The organism is Pseudomonas sp. FG47 (assembly GCF_057809115.1).
In genome coordinates, this window is the sequence record NZ_JBMDJI010000038.1 from 23,051 (window position 1) to 41,281 (window position 18,231).

The following is an 18,231-nucleotide window of genomic DNA, read 5'->3' on the forward strand; positions in this document are numbered from 1 at the left end:
ATCACATGGCACGTTTCTTCCGTCGTCGTAAATTCTGCCGCTTCACTGCTGAAGACGTGAAAGAGATCGACTTCAAAGATCTCAACACCCTGAAAGCTTACGTATCCGAAACCGGCAAGATCGTTCCAAGCCGCATCACCGGTACCAAAGCTCGTTATCAGCGTCAGCTGGCTACCGCTATCAAGCGCGCCCGCTTCCTGGCCCTGCTGCCCTACACCGACAGCCACGGCCGCTGAGACCGGGTCGTCGACTAGGTAGCAAGGGATACGCATGCGAGCGTTAGCTAGTTTCATCATGCGCGGTCGTGTGCAGGCCACCCTCGTGGTGGTCATCAGCGCGGTACTGCCGCTGCTGTTCTGGTTGAGTGCCGCCGCCGGGAGCCTGGTGTTCCTGCGGCGCGGGTTCAAGGATGCATCATCGGTCATTGCCTGGGGCCTTTTGCCTGGCGTGGCGATGTGGGTATTCGGCGAGCCAAGCACCTTGCTGGTGTTTCTGGGAACGTTGGGGCTGGCCGCGCTATTGCGCGCCGAGCACAGCTGGGCCCGGATACTGTTGTCGAGCATCGTGCTGGCATTGCTGTATGGCCTGGTCCTTGATGTGGTACTGCGTGACACCTTCGCAATGCTGGCCCAGGCGCTTGAAAAAGCCCTGCCGCAGTTCGAAGGCAAGCCGGTGCTGCCCGGTGAGCTGATCAGTCCGTTGCTGATCGCCTCCAGTGCGGTAATGCTGCAGTTGTTCAGTGTGCTGGCGTTGATGCTGGCGCGTTACTGGCAAGCGGCGTTGTACAACCCCGGTGGCTTCGGTCGCGAATTTCGCGAACTGCGGTTGCCGAAAGTGCCCATGCTGGCACTGGTGTCGCTGATGGTACTGGGTCCGTTTCTCGGGCCGCAGTTCATCGTGCTGGCATCGGCCTCCAGCCTGGTGCTGCTGCTGGCAGCCATCGCCCTGGTTCATGGGTTGGTGGCGCAGGGGCGACTCGCCGGCTTCTGGCTGGTGGGGCTGTACGTGACGCTACCGCTGCTCATGCAGCTGATTTATCCGTTGCTCGTGGTTCTGGCCATTGTCGACAGCCTGATTGATTTTCGCGGTCGCAAGTCCCCTTCACAGGGTGATGACTCCGCGAACGGTGAAGGTTAAAAGTTAAGAGGTTTTACCAAATGGAACTGATCCTGCTGGAAAAAGTCGCCAACCTGGGCAACCTGGGCGACAAAGTAAACGTTAAGGCTGGTTACGGCCGTAACTACCTGCTGCCGTTCGGCAAGGCCACCGTTGCCAACGCCGCCAACCTGGCCGCGTTCGAAGAGCGCCGCGCCGAGCTGGAAAAAGCTGCAGCAGACAAGAAAGCTTCGGCTGAAAGCCGCGCTGCCCAACTGGCCGAGCTGGAAGTGACCATCACTGCCACCGCTGGCGACGAAGGCAAGCTGTTCGGTTCGATCGGCACCCACGACATCGCTGACGCCCTGACCGCCTCCGGCGTTGAAGTGGCCAAGGCTGAAGTTCGTCTGCCGAACGGCACCATCCGTCAGGTTGGCGAATACGACGTAGCCGTGCACCTGCACAGCGACGTCGAAGCCACCGTACGCGTGGTCGTCGTAGCTGCCTAAGCGGCTTTAATCGACTGGCCCCTGGTGGGTCAGGCGGTTAACATCGGGCACGGTCCTGTTTCCTACAGGCCGTGCCCTTTGTCTTTTTCATCTTCCAGAATTTTTTCGTGGCCATGAACGAGATCACTACCTCCGAACAGCTCGACCTGCAAACCGCTGCGCTGAAGGTGCCGCCGCATTCCATCGAGGCCGAACAGGCCGTGCTCGGTGGCCTGATGCTGGAGAACAGCGCCTGGGAGCGGGTGCTGGACCAGGTTTCGGACGGTGACTTCTACCGGCATGACCATCGCCTGATCTTCCGCGCCATCCACAAGCTGGCGGACCAGAACCAGCCGTTCGACGTGGTCACGTTGCACGAGCAGTTGGACAAGGAAGGCCTGTCGACCCAGGTCGGCGGGTTGGCCTACCTGGCCGAGCTGGCCAAGAACACCCCGTCGGTGGCCAACATCAAGGCCTACGCCGCGATCATTCGCGAGCGGGCCACGCTGCGCCAGCTGATCAGCATCAGTACCGACATCGCCGACAACGCCTTCAACCCGCAAGGGCGCAATGCCGAGGAGATCCTCGACGACGCCGAGCGGCAGATCTTCCAGATCGCCGAAGCGCGGCCGAAGACCGGCGGCCCGGTGGGGGTCAACGAGCTGTTGACCATGGCCATCGACCGCATCGACACGCTGTTCAACTCCGACAGCGACATTACCGGCATCTCCACCGGCTACACCGACCTGGACGAGAAGACCAGCGGCCTGCAGCCGGCCGACCTGATCATCGTTGCCGGCCGTCCGTCGATGGGCAAGACCACCTTCGCCATGAACCTGGTGGAAAACGCCGTGCTGCGCAGCGACAAGGTGGTGCTGGTGTTTTCCCTCGAGATGCCAGGTGAGTCGCTGGTCATGCGTATGCTCTCCTCGCTTGGGCGCATCGACCAGACCAAGGTGCGTTCCGGCCAGCTGGACGACGACGACTGGCCACGCCTGACCTCGGCGGTGAACCTGCTCAACGATCGCAAGTTGTTCATCGACGATACCGCCGGCATCAGCCCGTCGGAAATGCGCGCGCGTACCCGGCGCCTGGCCCGTGAACACGGCGAGATCGCCATGATCATGGTCGACTACCTGCAGTTGATGCAGATTCCAGGCTCTGCCGGCGACAACCGGACCAACGAGATTTCCGAGATCTCCCGCTCGTTGAAAGCCCTGGCCAAGGAATTCAACTGCCCGGTGATCGCCCTGTCGCAGCTCAACCGCTCCCTGGAGCAGCGCCCGAACAAACGCCCGGTGAACTCCGACTTGCGTGAATCCGGTGCGATCGAGCAGGACGCCGACGTGATCATGTTCGTCTACCGCGACGAGGTGTATCACCCCGAGACCGAGCACAAGGGCGTGGCCGAGATCATCATCGGCAAGCAGCGTAACGGCCCCATCGGCTTTATCCGCCTGGCGTTCATCGGCAAGTACACCCGCTTCGAGAATCTCGCGCCGGGCATGTACAACTTCGACGACGACGAATAAGCCACTGGCCGCTTCGCCGGCAAGCCGGCTCCTATGGGTGGATGCAGGAGCCGGCTTGCCGGCGAGCAGGCTGGTATCGCTCGCCCATGAATCCGACCATCACCGTCGGATTTGGTCAAAATTTGTGCTATATTCCGCGCCCGCGATTTTCCTGCACACCAGAACCGGTCACTGACATGCAAGCAGCCAAACCACTCTACGACTATCCCAAGTACTGGGCCGAATGCTTCGGGCCGGCGCCTTTCCTGCCCATGAGCAGGGAGGAGATGGATCAGCTCGGCTGGGATTCCTGCGACATCATCATCGTGACCGGGGATGCCTACGTCGACCATGCCTCGTTCGGCATGGCCATCATCGGCCGCCTGCTCGAAGCCCAGGGCTTTCGTGTAGGCATCATCGCCCAGCCCAACTGGCAGTCCAAAGACGACTTCATGAAGCTCGGCGAGCCGAACCTGTTCTTCGGCGTGGCCGCGGGCAACATGGACTCGATGATCAACCGCTACACCGCGGACAAGAAGATCCGCTCCGACGACGCCTACACCCCTGGCGGCCTGGCCGGCAAACGCCCGGACCGCGCCAGCCTGGTGTACAGCCAGCGCTGCAAGGAAGCCTACAAGCATGTGCCGATCGTGCTCGGCGGCATCGAGGCCTCGCTGCGCCGCATCGCCCACTATGACTACTGGCAGGACAAGGTCCGCCATTCGATCCTGATCGACGCCAGCGCCGACATCTTGCTGTACGGCAACGCCGAGCGCGCCATCGTCGAGGTGGCCCAGCGCCTGTCCCAGGGCGAGCGTATCGAAAGCATCACCGATATTCGCGGCACCGCCTTCGTGCGCCGTGACACCCCCGAGGGTTGGTTCGAGATCGACTCCACCCGCATCGACCGCCCGGGCCGGGTCGACAAGATCATCAACCCCTATGTGAACACCCAGGACACCCAGGCCTGCGCCATCGAACAGGCCAAGGGCGACCAGCAAGACCCGAACGAAGCCAAGGTGGTGCAGATCCTCGACAGCCCGAGCGTGACCCGCGAGAAATCGGTCATCCGCCTGCCGTCGTTCGAGAAGGTGCGCAATGACCCGGTGCTCTATGCCCACGCCAACCGCGTGCTGCACCTGGAGACCAACCCGGGTAACGCCCGCGCCCTGGTGCAGAAGCATGGCGAGGTGGATGTGTGGTTCAACCCGCCACCCATTCCCATGACCACCGAGGAAATGGACTACGTGTTCGGCATGCCGTACGCGCGCATCCCGCACCCGGCCTATGGCAAGGAGCGCATCCCGGCCTACGAGATGATCCGCTTCTCGGTCAACATCATGCGTGGCTGCTTCGGTGGCTGCACCTTCTGCTCGATCACCGAGCACGAAGGGCGGATCATCCAGAACCGCTCGCACGAGTCGATCCTGCACGAGATCGAGGAAATGCGCGACAAGGTGCCGGGCTTCACCGGCGTGGTCTCCGACCTTGGCGGGCCGACCGCCAACATGTACCGCATCGCCTGCAAGAGCCATGACATCGAGAAGCACTGCCGCAAGCCGTCGTGCGTGTTCCCGGGCATCTGCGAGAACCTCAACACCGACCACAGCTCGTTGATCGAGCTGTACCGCAAGGCTCGCGCACTGCCGGGGGTGAAGAAGATCCTGATCGCCTCGGGCCTGCGCTACGACCTGGCGGTGGAATCGCCGGAGTACGTGCGCGAGCTGGTCACCCACCATGTCGGTGGCTACCTGAAGATCGCCCCGGAGCATACCGAGCGTGGTCCGTTGGACAAGATGATGAAGCCGGGGATCGGCACCTACGACCGCTTCAAGCGCATGTTCGAGAAGTTCTCGAAAGAGGCGGGCAAGGAGCAGTACCTGATCCCGTACTTCATCGCCGCCCACCCGGGCACCACCGACGAAGACATGATGAACCTGGCCTTGTGGCTCAAGGGCAACGGCTTCCGCGCCGACCAGGTGCAGGCGTTCTATCCCTCGCCCATGGCCTCGGCCACGGCCATGTACCACTCGGGCAAGAACCCGCTGCGCAAGGTCACCTACAAGAGCGAAGGGGTTGAGATCGTCAAGAGCGAGGAGCAGCGTCGCCTGCACAAGGCGTTCCTGCGCTACCACGACCCGAAAGGTTGGCCGATGCTGCGTGAAGCGCTACAGCGCATGGGCCGTGCCGACCTGATCGGGCCGGGCAAGCACCAGCTGATCCCGCTGCACCAGCCGCAGACCGATAGCTACCAAAGTGCCCGGCGCAAGAACTCGACCCCGGCCGGCAGCCACAAGGTGGGCAAGGACCAGAAGATCCTCACCCAGCACAGCGGCCTGCCGCCACGCGCCAGCGATGGCAGCAAGCCGTGGGACAAGCGCGAGAAGGCCAAGGCCGAGGCGTTCGCCCGCAACCAGCAGGCGGCCAAGGAGCGCAAGGAAGCGGCCAAGGGTGGTGGCGGCAAGGGCAAGAAGCCGCGTCAGCCGGTCATTCCGCGCTGATCATGCACGGGGCCGCAAAGCGGTCCCCTCAGCGTTCAATCCGGTTTCTTGTCGACCCACTTCGGCGCCACCGGCGCGACGAATTGCTCCATCCCGTCCAGCAGTTCATTTGGTTGCTCCCCGAGCAACAGCATCGCCCGGTGCTGTGGGCGCACGAAGCCCTCTTCGACGATATGGTCGAGGAAACCACTGAGCTTTTCATAGAAGCCATTCACATCCAGTAGCCCCAGCGGCTTGGCGTGATAGCCCAGTTGCCCCCAGGTCCATACCTCGAACAATTCCTCCAGCGTGCCCAGGCCACCGGGCAGGGCGATGAAGGCGTCGCTGAGCTCGGCCATGCGCGCCTTGCGCGCATGCATGCCGTCCACCACTTCCAGGCGGGTCAGGCCCTTGTGGCCAATCTCGGCGTTCATCAGGCTCTGCGGAATGATGCCGATGACTTCGCCACCGGCGGCCAGCGCGGCGTCGGCGACGGTGCCCATCAGGCCGACCGCGCCACCGCCGTAGACCAGGGTCAGGCCGCGGCGGGCGATGGCCTGGCCGAGAGCGATGGCCGCTTCACGGTAGGCAGGGTTGGCACCGATACTGGCGCCACAGAAGACACAAACGGAACGTACAGGCATTGCTTATCTCCCTTTACATGCGCGCACAGGGTAAGGCGCATGCCTGTCGCTTCCAAGCAGATCATTCGGGGCGGGCGAACTCGCAGATGGCGCCACTGGCACCGTGGGCATAGGCGGCGAGCAGGCTGTTCATGAAACTGGCAAAGGACATTTCATTCAACTCCTAAATGAGAGGTTGTCCCATCGTCTATCAAGAGGGCATGATGTGCACTTTGATTGGTTGTATACAATCTATTGAACAAATTTACTGCCTGGCCACTTGACGGCTCTTGACCCATATCAGGGACGGGCGTTCCGGTTTCAGGCAATCTCGCAATTGATAAAACCCTGCCAAGGAGATTCATGATGTTTGCGAAAGCTGTAGCGGTATCCCTGCTGACCCTCGCCAGCGCCTCCGTCTTTGCCGCCGACTGCAAGGTGACTGTCGACTCGACCGACCAGATGTCGTTCAACACCAAGGAATTCACCATCGACAAGAGCTGCAAGACCGTCGAGATCGAACTGACCCACGGTGGCAGCCTGCCGAAGAACGTCATGGGCCACAACCTGGTCATCAGCAAGACCGCTGATATGCAGGCCATCGCGACCGAAGGCATGTCGCAAGGCCTGGACAAGGACTACATCAAGGCCGACAACGCCGCGATCATCGGCCACACCAAGATGATCGGCGCCGGCGAAAAAGACACCATCAAGCTCGACACCGCCAAGCTGGAAGCCGGCGGCGACTACAGCTTCTTCTGCACCTTCCCGGGCCACATCTCGATGATGAAGGGCAAGGTCGTCGTCAAGTAATCAAAACCTGACGCAATGCCCTGTGGGAGCGGCGGCGCACCGCCGCTCCCACAATTGTTTCTACACCTGATCAAGGGGCGAACGGCAGTTCGCGCTTGTGCTGGGTCTTGCGATAGGTGGCGACGATGATGTCGAACGCCTCCTGGCTCACCGACTCACCGTGCAGGAAGGCGTCGATCTGCTGGTAGGTCACGCCGTGGGACGCTTCGTCCGGCTTGCCCGGTTCGAGATCTTCCAGGTCTGCGGTCGGTACTTTCTCCACCAGCGATTCCGGTGCGCCAAAGCTGCGCGCGATGTCCCGCACCTGCTTCTTCACCAGCCCGCTCAGCGGCGCCAGGTCGCAGGCACCATCACCAAACTTGGTAAAGAAGCCCATTACCGCTTCGGCCGCATGGTCCGTGCCGATCACCAGGCCAGCACGGGCACCGGCGACGGTGTACTGGGCGACCATGCGCGTGCGCGCCTTGACGTTGCCGACGACGAAGTCGACCAGGGTCGGCGAGCCGTTTTTCAGTTCCTCGACCTCCGCCGCCAAGGCCTTTACGGCTGGGGCGATGTCGATGGTGTGCACCTCGTCGGCCTTGATCACGTCCAGGCAGGCCTGGGCGTCGTGCTCGTCGTGCTGCACATGGTACGGCAGACGCACGGCGATGAAGGTATAGGCATTGTCGCCGGTTTCGGCGCGCAGTTCGTTGATGGCGCGCTGGGCGAGCAGGGCGGCGGTCAGCGAGTCGACACCGCCACTGATGCCCAGCACCAAGGTCTTGAGCCGGGCATTGGCCAGACAGTCCTTGATGAACGCCACGCGCCGGGCGACTTCCGTCTCCAGCGCGGCGGCATCGGCGAACGGCGGCTGCACCTTCAGTGCCTGGGCAATCTCTTGCTGTACGGCTTGCATGGGTTACTCCTTGCTGGGGACTTTGAATACGTGGCGCATATAGGCGACGAAGTTTTCGTCACGGCACTGGGTCTTGGCGGCTTCGTCGGAGATCTTCGCCACCGGCGAGCCGTTGCAGTCGGTCATTTTAAGCACGATGTTCATTGGCGCCACGCCCGGAATATCGCAGGTCAGGTTGGTGCCGATGCCGAAGCTGACGTTGATGCGCCCGCGCAAGGCGCGGAAGATTTCCAGCGAACGGGTCAGGTTCAGGCCGTCGGAGAACACCAGGGTCTTGGTCATCGGGTCGATGCCGAGCTTCTGGTAATGGGCGATGGCTTTTTCCGCCCACTGTACTGGGTCGCCCGAGTCGTGGCGCAGGCCGTCGAACAGCTTGGCGAAGTACAGGTCGAAGTCGCGCAGGAAGGCATCCATGGTGATGCAGTCGGTCAGGGCGATGCCGAGCAGGCCGCGGTACTCGCGGACCCAGCAGTCCAGCGCGGCGATCTGGCTATCGATCAGCCGTGGGCCGAGCTGCTGGTGGGCCATGATCCATTCGTGGGCCATGGTGCCCAGCGGCTTGATGTCCAGTTTCCAGGCCAGGTCGACGTTGCTGGTGCCGACGAAGCGCCCCGGGAAGTCATCGCGCAACACCTGCACCACCTCGGCCTGCACCCGGCTGGAGAAGCGCCGGCGGGTGCCGAAGTCGGCCACCTGCAGTTCGGCCAGCTCGTCGGCGCTGGCGTGGGCGCGCAGCCAGTCGAACTTGCGGTGCAGCTGGTCGCGGGCTTCGCTCAGGCGCATGCGCGGATGCAGGTGGCGGTTGCGCACTTCGCTGATGATCGCCAACAGCGGCACCTCGAACAGGATCACGTGCAGCCATGGGCCTTTCAGGCGCAGGAACAGCTGGTCGTTGTCGATGCCGATGCGCACATAGCGCAGGTTGAAGCGGAACAGGCGCAGAAAGCGCAGGAAGTCCGGCTTGAGGAAGCTGATGCGCTCGAGGAAGGCCAGCTGGCTGTCATCCAGGGTGAGCTCGGCGAGCAGATCGAGCTGGTGGCGGATCTCGCCCAGGTAGGGGCGCAGGTCCTCGCCATTGCGGCAACGAAACTCCCATTCGACATCGGCGTCCGGGTAGTTGTGCAGCACGGCCTGCATCATCGTCAGTTTGTAGAAGTCGGTGTCGAGCAGGTTGTGCACGATGCGCTCGGCGAATGCGCTCTCGCTCATCAGGGGGAAGCTCCAGGGCGGGCAATGCTGGGTATTGTGCCAGCCTTTGCGGCTTTGATGTGCCTCTTCGCCGGCAAGCCGGCTCCTACAGGCAACCTACAGCTGGTGGCCGAGCAGGTAATTTTCCGTGCGCCAGCTAGCCTTCAAACAGTGCTCCCTGTAGCAGTCGCGCACCAGTGGTGTGCAGTTCGGTGACGTCCGCTGTTACAGCGTGGTTGCACGTTAACACTTGCCAGGGTTGCAATGATGGCACTCGACGGTTGCTCCTTGTCTAGGCGTGTCGGTGGCGCTTGCCTCATGGCAGACGGTTGCACGCTCAATAAAGAAAAGGCCGTCGGTCGCATCCCCGCGCCCTTCACAGTGTGTTTTCCCAGAAGACAAATCCAATGGCACGGCCCTTGCTCGGAGCAGATGGCTGAGAAGTTGTAGTGCCAACCAAAAAAAATATTCTAGGAGCACCACCTCATGTCGCAGACGTTTTACAAGAAAGGTTTCCTGGCACTGGCTGTAGCCACCGCACTGGGTGTTTCTTCGTATGTTCAGGCCGACATCAAGATCGGCGTCGCGGGCCCGATGACCGGAGCCAACGCAGCGTTTGGCGAGCAGTACATGAAAGGTGCGCAGGCCGCGGCCGACGTGATCAACAAGGCCGGCGGCGTCAACGGCGAGAAGATCGTCCTGGTCAAGGGCGATGACGCCTGCGAGCCCAAGCAGGCCGTGGCCGTGGCCAACCGCCTGGTCGACCAGGACAAGGTGATCGGCGTGGTCGGCCACTTCTGCTCCTCCAACACCATCCCGGCCTCCGAGGTCTACGACGAGGCCGGGGTGATCGCCATCACTCCAGGTTCAACCAACCCACAGGTCACCGAGCGCGGCCTGAACGCCATGTTCCGCATGTGCGGCCGTGACGACCAGCAGGGCATCGTCGCCGGCAACTACATCGTCGACGTGCTCAAGGGCAAGAAGGTGGTGGTGCTGCACGACAAGGACACCTATGGCCAGGGCCTGGCTGACGCGACCAAGGCGCAGCTGGTCAAGCGCGGCGTCACCCCGGTGCTGTACGAGGGCCTGACCCGCGGCGAGAAAGACTTCAGCGCCGTGGTCACCAAGATCCGCGCCGCAGGTGCCGATGTCGTCTACTTCGGCGGCCTGCACCCGGAGGCCGGCCCGCTGGTACGCCAGCTGCGCGAGCAGGGCCTGAAGGACGTGGCGTTCATGTCCGACGATGGCATCGTCACCGACGAACTGGTGGCCACCGCCGGCGGCGCCCAGTACACCAACGGCGTGTACATGACCTTCGGCGCCGACCCGCGCCTGCTGCCCGACAGCAAGGCGGTGGTCGAGGAGTTCCGCAAGAACGGCACCGAGCCAGAAGGCTACACCCTGTATGCCTACGCCTCGGTCCAGGCCCTGGCCGCCGCGTTCAACGGCGCCAAGTCGAACAAGGGCGAGGACGCCGCCAAGTGGCTCAAGGCCAACCCGGTCAAGACCGTCATGGGCGAGAAGAAGTGGGACAGCAAGGGCGACCTGACCGTCTCCGACTACGTGGTCTACCAGTGGGATGCCAACGGCAAGTACCACCAGCTGGAAAAACAACAATAACAACGGCCTCCGGCCCGGGCGCGCGACGCCCCGGGCCGCTGCCCCGCGGTACCTGTCATTGTCAGTAGATGTGCACAGTTCTGCGCTGCGAGGGCCGCTGCATCCGGGCCCTGCGTGGTCGGCGCTCGTGCAATCTCAATCAGGTGAGATTGCGTTATGGATGGTATTTTCCTGCAGCAACTGGTCAACGGCCTGACCCTCGGGTCGGTCTACGGCCTGATCGCCATCGGCTACACAATGGTCTATGGCATCATCGGCATGATCAACTTCGCGCACGGCGAGGTGTACATGATCTCCGCGTACCTGGCGGCGATCAGCCTGGCATTGCTGGCCTATTTCGGCATCGAGTCGTTCCCGCTGCTGATGCTCGGCACGCTGTTGTTCACCGTCGTGGTCACCGGGGTCTATGGTTTCACCATCGAACGCATCGCCTACAAACCCCTGCGCAACTCCACACGGCTGGCGCCCTTGATCAGCGCCATCGGTATTTCGCTGATCCTGCAGAACTACGCGCAGATCAGCCAGGGCGCCCGCCAGCAAGGCGTGCCGACCCTGCTCGAAGGGGCCATGCGCGTGGAGGTGGGCACAGGCTTCGTGCAACTGACCTACACCAAGATCTTCATTCTCGTGGCCGCCTTCGTCGGCATGGGCCTGCTCACCTACGTGATCAAGTACACCAAGCTCGGACGCATGTGCCGGGCCACCCAGCAAGACCGCAAGATGGCCTCGATCCTCGGCATCAACACCGACCGGGTGATTTCCTACGTGTTCGTCATCGGTGCGGTGATGGCCGCGCTGGCCGGCGTGCTGATCACCATGAACTACGGCACCTTCGACTTCTACGCCGGCTTCATCATCGGCATCAAGGCCTTCACCGCCGCGGTGCTCGGCGGTATCGGCTCGCTGCCGGGGGCCATGCTCGGCGGGATTATCCTGGGGATCTCCGAGTCGCTGTTCTCGGGCATGATCAACTCCGACTACAAGGACGTGTTCAGCTTCTCGCTGCTGGTGATCATCCTCATCTTCCGTCCACAAGGCCTGCTGGGCCGCCCACTCGTGGCTAAGGTGTGAACATGTCTGTTGCCAATACTGCCCAAGCTATACAAAGCAAAGGTTTCGACCTCAAGCGCAGCCTGATCGAAACGCTGGTCGCCGGCCTGCTGGCGCTGATCGTGTTCGGCCCGGTGGTCGGCGTGGTGCTCGACGGCTATAGCTTCAATGCCCAACCCTCCCGCGTGGCCTGGCTGGTCGGCGCGGTGATGCTGGGGCGCTTCGTGCTCAGCCTGTTCCTGCAGACCGCCGCCGGCCAGCGCATCCAGCAAGGCTTCGACAGCGGCGGCTCCGGCGTGCATGTGCTGGCGCCCAACTACAAGACGCGGCTGCGCTACATCATCCCGGCGTTGATCGTGATCGCCATCGTGTTCCCTATCTTCGCCAACAAGTACCTGCTGACGGTGGTCATCCTCGGCCTGATCTACGTGCTGCTGGGCCTGGGGCTGAACATCGTGGTGGGCCTGGCCGGCCTGCTCGACCTCGGCTACGTGGCGTTCTACGCCATCGGCGCCTACGGCCTGGCGCTGGGCTACCAGTACCTGGGCCTGGGCTTCTGGAGCGTGCTGCCACTGGCGGCCATCGCCGCGGCGCTGGCCGGGTGCATACTCGGCTTCCCGGTGCTACGGATGCACGGCGACTACCTGGCCATCGTCACCCTGGGCTTTGGCGAGATCATCCGCCTGGTGCTGAACAACTGGCTGTCGTTCACCGGCGGCCCCAACGGCATGCCAGCGCCGGCGCCGACCTTCCTGGGCCTGGAGTTCGGCCGCCGGGCCAAGGACGGCGGGGTGCCGATCCATGAGTTCTTCGGCTTCGAATACAACGCCAACCTCAAGTTCGTGTTCATCTACGCGGTGCTGTTCCTGGTGGTGCTGGCGGTGCTGTACATCAAGCACCGGTTGACCCGCATGCCGGTCGGGCGCGCCTGGGAAGCGTTGCGCGAAGACGAGATCGCCTGCCGCTCGATGGGCCTGAACCATGTGTTGGTCAAGCTCTCGGCGTTCACCCTGGGGGCTTCCACCGCCGGCCTGGCCGGGGTGTTCTTCGCCACCTACCAGGGCTTCGTCAACCCGTCGTCGTTCACCTTCTTCGAGTCGGCGCTGATCCTCGCCATCGTCGTGCTTGGCGGCATGGGGTCGACCGTGGGCGTGGTAATCGCCGCCTTCGTGCTGACCGTGGCGCCGGAGCTGCTGCGCAGCTTCTCGGAATACCGGGTGCTGCTGTTTGGCGTGCTGATGGTGCTGATGATGATCTGGCGACCGCGAGGGCTGATCCGCATCAGCCGTACCGGCGTGGTCCCGCGTAAAGGAGTGGCGCCATGAGCGACGATATCATTCTGTCGGTCGACAACCTGATGATGCAGTTCGGTGGGATCAAGGCGCTCAGCGATGTCAGCCTGAAGGTCCGGCGCAACCAGATCTTCGCCCTGATCGGCCCCAACGGTGCCGGCAAGACCACTGTGTTCAACTGCCTGACCGGCTTCTACAAGGCCAGTGGCGGGCGCATCGAGCTGAACGTGCGCGGCAGCACCACCAATGTCATCCAGCTGCTGGGCGAACGCTTCCAGGCGGCGGACTTCGTCTCCCCGGCGCGCTTCGCCAACCGCCTGTACTACAAGATGTTCGGCGGTACCCATCTGGTGAACCGCGCAGGCCTGGCGCGAACGTTCCAGAACATTCGCCTGTTCAAGGAAATGTCGGTGGTGGAAAACCTGCTGGTGGCCCAGCACATGTGGGTCAACCGTAACCTGCTGGCCGGGGTGCTCAACACTCCCGGTTATCGCAAGGCCGAGAGCGACGCGCTGGACCATGCCTTCTACTGGCTGGAGGTGGTCGACCTGGTGGATTGCGCCAACCGCCTGGCCGGCGAGCTGTCGTACGGCCAGCAGCGGCGTCTGGAAATCGCCCGGGCAATGTGCACGCGGCCGAAGATAATCTGCCTGGATGAACCGGCCGCTGGCCTCAACCCTCAGGAAACCGAGGCGCTGAGCCGCATGATCCGCGTGCTGCGCGACGAGCACGACATCACCGTGGTGCTGATCGAACACGACATGGGCATGGTCATGAGCATCTCCGACCATATCGTCGTGCTCGATCACGGCAACGTGATCGCCGAGGGCGCGCCGCAGGATATCCGCAACAACCCGACGGTGATCGCCGCCTACCTGGGTGCCGATGAAGAGGAACTGGTATGAGTGCACCCATTCTCGAGCTGAAGGACCTGGACGTGTTCTACGGGCCGATCCAGGCGCTGAAAAAGGTCTCGATGCACATCGACGAGGGCGAGACGGTGAGCCTGATCGGCGCCAACGGCGCGGGCAAGTCGACGCTGCTGATGTCGATCTTCGGCCAGCCGCGGGCGGCGTCCGGGCAGATCGTCTACCGCGGCACCGACATCACCCGCAAGTCGTCGCACTACATCGCCTCCAACGGCATCGCCCAGTCCCCGGAAGGGCGCCGGGTGTTCCCCGACATGACCGTCGAGGAAAACCTGATGATGGGTACCATTCCCATTGGCGACAAGCACGCCGATGCCGACATGCAGCGCATGTACGAGCTGTTCCCGCGGCTCAAGGAGCGGCGCAACCAGCGCGCGATGACCATGTCCGGCGGTGAGCAGCAGATGCTGGCGATTGCCCGGGCGTTGATGAGTCGGCCCAAGCTGCTGCTGCTTGACGAGCCGTCGCTGGGGCTGGCGCCGATCGTGGTCAAGCAGATCTTCGCGACCCTGCGCGAGCTGGCGCAGACCGGCATGACCATCTTCCTGGTCGAGCAGAACGCCAACCATGCGCTGAAGCTGTCGGACCGCGCCTACGTGATGGTCAACGGACAGATCCGCATGACGGGCACCGGGCAGGAGCTGTTGGTCAACGAGGAGGTGCGCAGCGCCTATCTAGGCGGGCACTGATCGAGTTTGCAAAGATCGCGGGGCAAGCCCGCTGCCACGGGTGCCTATTGGCTACGTGGCAGCGGGCTTGCCCCGCGATGCGTTTTATGCCAGACGGCAAATGTGGACAACTTGTCGCATATCTTTCTTGAAGCACTCCACAACCCCGCTGCAAGCCCTTGTTTCCACAGGTGGAAAACTTTCCACGGATTATGTGGAACCGCCTGTGGAAAACATGGTGGCATCTCTCGCTATCCCTTGATTCTCAAAGCCTGTAGCGAGTTGTTTGTTTTTTGATCAGCCCCCTTGCTGGCTGATTCCACAGCGTATTTTCGACCATTCGGCATTGCTGCCCAGCCTTGCTCAATGTTGTGGATAACTCTGTGCAAAAACCTTGGACAGACCGCCACAGGCAGCATGCTTGAAAGCCTTGAGCCATCATGGGCGGATTTCCGCGGCAGCCCTGGGTTCCCCTGACCCGACGAGTTGCCCCCAATCCATGGGGAAAGCCTTGTGGATAAGATGCGCATAGCCTTGGCAAAGCCATCTGTTGCGGGGGCTTGGTGCATCTGTTGGTTTTTTGCACAGTGCTGGAAACGGTTGTCGGCAAGCCGCGCGTTGGGCATGCTGCGAGGCCTGCAAAAGGCAACCCACCGCTAAGGAAAGGAGAAGAGCATGACGTCCACCGTATTCATCACTGGCGCGACTTCCGGTTTCGGTGAGGCCACCGCCCGCCGGTTCGCCGACGCCGGCTGGAAACTGGTGCTCACCGGTCGACGCAAGGAGCGTCTGGATGCGCTGTGCCAGGAATTGTCGGCCAAGACCGAAGTGCACGGCCTGGTGGTCGATGTGCGTGATCGCCAGGCGATGGAGGCCGCCATCGCCAGCCTGCCGCCAAGCTTCGACAAGCTCCAGGGGCTGGTCAACAACGCCGGCCTGGCGCTGGGCGTGGATGCCGCGCAGAACTGCAGCCTGGACGACTGGGAAACCATGGTCGACACCAACATCAAGGGCCTGATGTACACCACCCGCCTGCTGCTGCCGCGGCTGATCGCCCATGGGCGCGGCGCGTCGATCCTCAACGTCGGCTCGGTGGCGGGTAACTATCCGTACCCGGGCGCCAACGTCTATGGTGGCACCAAGGCTTTCGTCGGTCAGTTCTCGCTGAGCCTGCGCTGCGACCTGCGTGGCACCGGGGTACGGGTGAGCAACATCGAGCCGGGGTTGTGCGAAAGCGAGTTCTCGCTGGTGCGCTTCGGCGGCGACCAGGCCAAGTACGACGCCACCTACGCCGGTGCCGAGCCGATCCAGCCGCAGGACATCGCCGAGACCATCTTCTGGATCCTTAACCAGCCGGCGCACATCAATATCAACAGCCTTGAGCTGATGCCGGTGAGCCAGGACTGGGCAGGGTTCTCCATCGACCGCTCGGTCAAGGGCTGAATCTTGTGATGGGGCCCGCTTTGCGGGCCATTCGCCGGCAAGGCCGGCTCCTACAGGCATGGCGCCGATCTAGAACGTGACGCGGTCCCTGTAGGAGCGGGTTTACCCGCGAAAGCGTCAGTTCAGGCGCTGCAAGCCTTCCAGGCAGGTCGCCAGGTGATACGGCGTCGTCGATGGCATGTCGTGGCGGCTGACCGCGCCATTGCCATCACGGCACTCATGCCAGCCACCGTCATGCAGGAATCGCGATTCCAGCGCCTCTAGTTGCGCCAGCAACCTCACCTCGCTTCCTGGCCGCAAGGCCAGCGCCCGCAGGTACTCGGCCTGGGCCCAGATCCGTTGAGTGGCATCGATGACCTTGCCGTCCACATCCAGCATTGCCAGCACCGCCGTATCCTTCACTCCGCACTGCTCGGCGTAGTCGAAGGCGCGGGTGATGGAGGCGTGCAGCGCTGTCCCGCGCAGCAGCGGCGAGGTGTCCAGCAAGTAGAACCACTCGAACTGGTGGCCCGGCTCGAACCAGTTATCCACAGCCCCGCGCGGCTTCTCCAGCATCAGGCCATGGGCCGGTTCGATGAACTGCGCCTGCAGCGCTTCGCACAGCCGCAGCAGCGAATCGCGAACGTCTTCGTCCTCACGGACGGCCAGCACCTGCAGGAAGGCTTCGGCCAGGTGCATCTGCGGGTTCTGCAGCGGGCCGCTGCCCAGGTTCGACCAATCCTCACCCAGGCTGGCCTCGTACAGGCCATCGTCGCGGGCGAACTGTTCGTGGATCACCTCGAGGGCGCCATTGAGCGTGGCTTGCACCAGCCCTTCGCCGACCTTGCCCAGGTAATGGGCGCAGGCGAAGACGATGAAGGCATGGGTGTAGAGGTCCTTACGCCGATCCAGCGGCTTGCCTTGGGCGTCGATGCTATAGAACCAGCCGCCGTGCTCGGCGTCGTGGAAATGCTTCTGCAACGAACGGAACAATGCCGCGGCGCGTTCGGCCGCGCCAGGTTGTTCGATGCGGCTGCTGAACAGGTACAGCTGGCGGGCGCAGGCCATGGCCCGATAGCGTTGCACTGGCAGTGGCCGGTGCAGGGTGTCCAGGGCTTCGTACGGCAGGGCCATGTCGGCGTTCCAGCCAGGCCCCTGCCACAGCGGCACGATGCGCTCGGCGAAATGCTGGCGGAAACGGGTCAATGCAAGGCAGGGGTTGGACATGGTGACGCTCGTGACGGTCGGGCAGGGCGTCATGGTAGCAGAAGTGACAAGGGGTTCGTTCCCACGATCCGGTTTGGGCAAAAGCGTCAACCAGGATTGCCCAGGCCCTGCCAGTGCCGCGCACCGACGAATATGAAGCGCAGTTGCTGGGTGATCTTTTCCTGTGCCGTCAGCGCCTGTGCATGGCCCGGTTCGGGGCTGTCGATCAGCTCGGGCAACGTGGCGAACACGGTCTTGACCACCAGGTCGGCCATCACCGCCAGGGCGGCGCCGTCCAGGTGTCGCCAGCGCGGCATGCGCGCAAGGTCGGTGGCCAGGTCGCTGCTGATGTCCTGGCGCAGGCGGGCGATGGCTTGGCGCACCGCTTGCGAACCGCCGTATTGCTCGCGGGCGAGGAACAGGAACTGCGCGCGGTGGGCGGTGACTACATCGAGGAAGATGCGCACCGAGGCGTCGGTGATGCCACCCAGCTCGAATTCGTTGTGCCGCACCAGGCGGATGGTCTGGCGGAACGTGGTATCGACCTCGGCCACCAGGGCCAGGCCCAAGGCGTCCATGTCGGGGAAGTGGCGATAGAAACCGGTGGGCACGATACCGGCGGCCTTGGCCACCTCACGCAGGCTGATACTGCCAAAGCCTCGGCCGCTCTCCATGAGCTGGCAGGCGGCATCCAGCAGGGCCTGGCGGGTTTGTAGCTTCTGTTCGGCGCGCGGCAGCATGGGGCAGGCTTCTATGACGGTACGGCTGGGCATTCTGGATAGAAAAACGAAGCCCGGTCAATGGACCGGGCTTGGAGGGGAGCAGTTGCTGTGCGCAGGGCTGTTGTTTTCGGCCATGACGATCAGCTCACACGGCTGAGTTCGACCAGACGATCCGAGCCACCTTCGGCGACACGGTTGTTGCGTTCGATCAGGCGATCCGAGC

General features: G+C 62.9%; 17 protein-coding genes and 1 pseudogene. 12 read left to right on the top strand and 6 right to left on the bottom strand.

The window, feature by feature from the left end:
- The first annotated feature begins 5 nt into the window (after positions 1 to 5).
- The 5 genes from rpsR (at position 6) to ACODS5_RS20855 (ending at position 5,595) form a co-directional block, all read left to right on the top strand.
- Positions 6 to 236: a 30S ribosomal protein S18 gene (gene rpsR / locus ACODS5_RS20835; RefSeq protein WP_003249563.1), complete on the top strand. Its 231-nt coding sequence runs from the start codon at positions 6 to 8 to the stop codon at positions 234 to 236.
- Between the two features lie 34 nt (positions 237 to 270).
- Positions 271 to 1,137 (top strand): hypothetical protein, encoded by an 867-nt coding sequence (locus ACODS5_RS20840; RefSeq protein WP_134690281.1) that lies wholly within the window; start codon positions 271 to 273, stop codon positions 1,135 to 1,137.
- 20 nt (positions 1,138 to 1,157) lie between these two features.
- Entirely contained in the window at positions 1,158 to 1,604 is a 447-nt protein-coding gene (gene rplI, locus ACODS5_RS20845) for a 50S ribosomal protein L9 (RefSeq protein WP_134690280.1), read from the top strand.
- 113 nt (positions 1,605 to 1,717) lie between these two features.
- Entirely contained in the window at positions 1,718 to 3,115 is a 1,398-nt protein-coding gene (gene dnaB / locus ACODS5_RS20850) for a replicative DNA helicase (protein WP_134690279.1), read from the top strand.
- A 176-nt stretch (positions 3,116 to 3,291) separates the two neighbouring features.
- Positions 3,292 to 5,595 (top strand): YgiQ family radical SAM protein, encoded by a 2,304-nt coding sequence (locus ACODS5_RS20855; protein ID WP_134690278.1) that lies wholly within the window; start codon positions 3,292 to 3,294, stop codon positions 5,593 to 5,595.
- A 35-nt stretch (positions 5,596 to 5,630) separates the two neighbouring features.
- Here the strand turns inward: ACODS5_RS20855 and ACODS5_RS20860 are convergent, their stop codons facing one another.
- Positions 5,631 to 6,218, bottom strand: a complete 588-nt coding sequence (locus ACODS5_RS20860) for a cytokinin riboside 5'-monophosphate phosphoribohydrolase (protein ID WP_134690277.1) — start codon at positions 6,216 to 6,218, stop codon at positions 5,631 to 5,633.
- 345 nt (positions 6,219 to 6,563) lie between these two features.
- Between ACODS5_RS20860 and azu the strand changes: the two genes are divergently transcribed.
- Positions 6,564 to 7,010 (top strand): azurin, encoded by a 447-nt coding sequence (gene azu, locus ACODS5_RS20865; protein WP_134690276.1) that lies wholly within the window; start codon positions 6,564 to 6,566, stop codon positions 7,008 to 7,010.
- 70 nt (positions 7,011 to 7,080) lie between these two features.
- On the opposite strand, the gene nadE is transcribed toward azu, so the two are convergent.
- Both nadE and pncB read right to left on the bottom strand, forming a co-directional pair.
- Positions 7,081 to 7,908, bottom strand: coding sequence for an NAD(+) synthase (gene nadE, locus ACODS5_RS20870; RefSeq protein ID WP_489109567.1), 828 nt, complete (start codon positions 7,906 to 7,908; stop codon positions 7,081 to 7,083).
- Positions 7,909 to 7,911: 3 nt separating this feature from the next.
- Positions 7,912 to 9,117: a nicotinate phosphoribosyltransferase gene (gene pncB / locus ACODS5_RS20875; RefSeq protein WP_489109568.1), complete on the bottom strand. Its 1,206-nt coding sequence runs from the start codon at positions 9,115 to 9,117 to the stop codon at positions 7,912 to 7,914.
- Between the two features lie 465 nt (positions 9,118 to 9,582).
- Between pncB and ACODS5_RS20880 the strand changes: the two genes are divergently transcribed.
- From ACODS5_RS20880 to ACODS5_RS20905, 6 genes are all read left to right on the top strand, one after another.
- On the top strand, positions 9,583 to 10,719 hold the full coding sequence (locus ACODS5_RS20880) for a branched-chain amino acid ABC transporter substrate-binding protein (RefSeq protein ID WP_134690272.1): 1,137 nt from the start codon (positions 9,583 to 9,585) through the stop codon (positions 10,717 to 10,719).
- 156 nt (positions 10,720 to 10,875) lie between these two features.
- Entirely contained in the window at positions 10,876 to 11,790 is a 915-nt protein-coding gene (locus ACODS5_RS20885) for an ABC transporter permease subunit (protein WP_134690271.1), read from the top strand.
- 2 nt (positions 11,791 to 11,792) lie between these two features.
- Positions 11,793 to 13,094 (top strand): high-affinity branched-chain amino acid ABC transporter permease LivM, encoded by a 1,302-nt coding sequence (gene livM, locus ACODS5_RS20890; protein ID WP_134690270.1) that lies wholly within the window; start codon positions 11,793 to 11,795, stop codon positions 13,092 to 13,094.
- Positions 13,091 to 13,966, top strand: a complete 876-nt coding sequence (locus ACODS5_RS20895; protein ID WP_489109569.1) for an ABC transporter ATP-binding protein — start codon at positions 13,091 to 13,093, stop codon at positions 13,964 to 13,966. Before livM ends, ACODS5_RS20895 begins: the two co-directional genes overlap by 4 nt.
- A complete protein-coding gene (locus ACODS5_RS20900; protein WP_134690268.1) occupies positions 13,963 to 14,679 on the top strand; it encodes an ABC transporter ATP-binding protein in 717 nt (238 codons plus the stop codon). Before ACODS5_RS20895 ends, ACODS5_RS20900 begins: the two co-directional genes overlap by 4 nt.
- Before the next feature lie 654 nt (positions 14,680 to 15,333).
- A complete protein-coding gene (locus ACODS5_RS20905; RefSeq protein WP_094012220.1) occupies positions 15,334 to 16,101 on the top strand; it encodes an SDR family oxidoreductase in 768 nt (255 codons plus the stop codon).
- Between the two features lie 117 nt (positions 16,102 to 16,218).
- Here ACODS5_RS20905 and ACODS5_RS20910 read toward each other — a convergent pair whose 3' ends face one another.
- The 3 genes and pseudogenes from ACODS5_RS20910 to ACODS5_RS20920 all read right to left on the bottom strand — a co-directional run.
- Positions 16,219 to 17,307 (bottom strand): AGE family epimerase/isomerase, encoded by a 1,089-nt coding sequence (locus ACODS5_RS20910; protein ID WP_489109570.1) that lies wholly within the window; start codon positions 17,305 to 17,307, stop codon positions 16,219 to 16,221.
- A gap of 86 nt (positions 17,308 to 17,393) precedes the next feature.
- Complete coding sequence (locus ACODS5_RS20915; RefSeq protein WP_134690265.1) at positions 17,394 to 18,026, bottom strand: TetR family transcriptional regulator; 633 nt, start codon at positions 18,024 to 18,026, stop codon at positions 17,394 to 17,396.
- 122 nt (positions 18,027 to 18,148) lie between these two features.
- Positions 18,149 to 18,231: pseudogene (locus tag ACODS5_RS20920) on the bottom strand (phage infection protein); the annotation flags it as partial.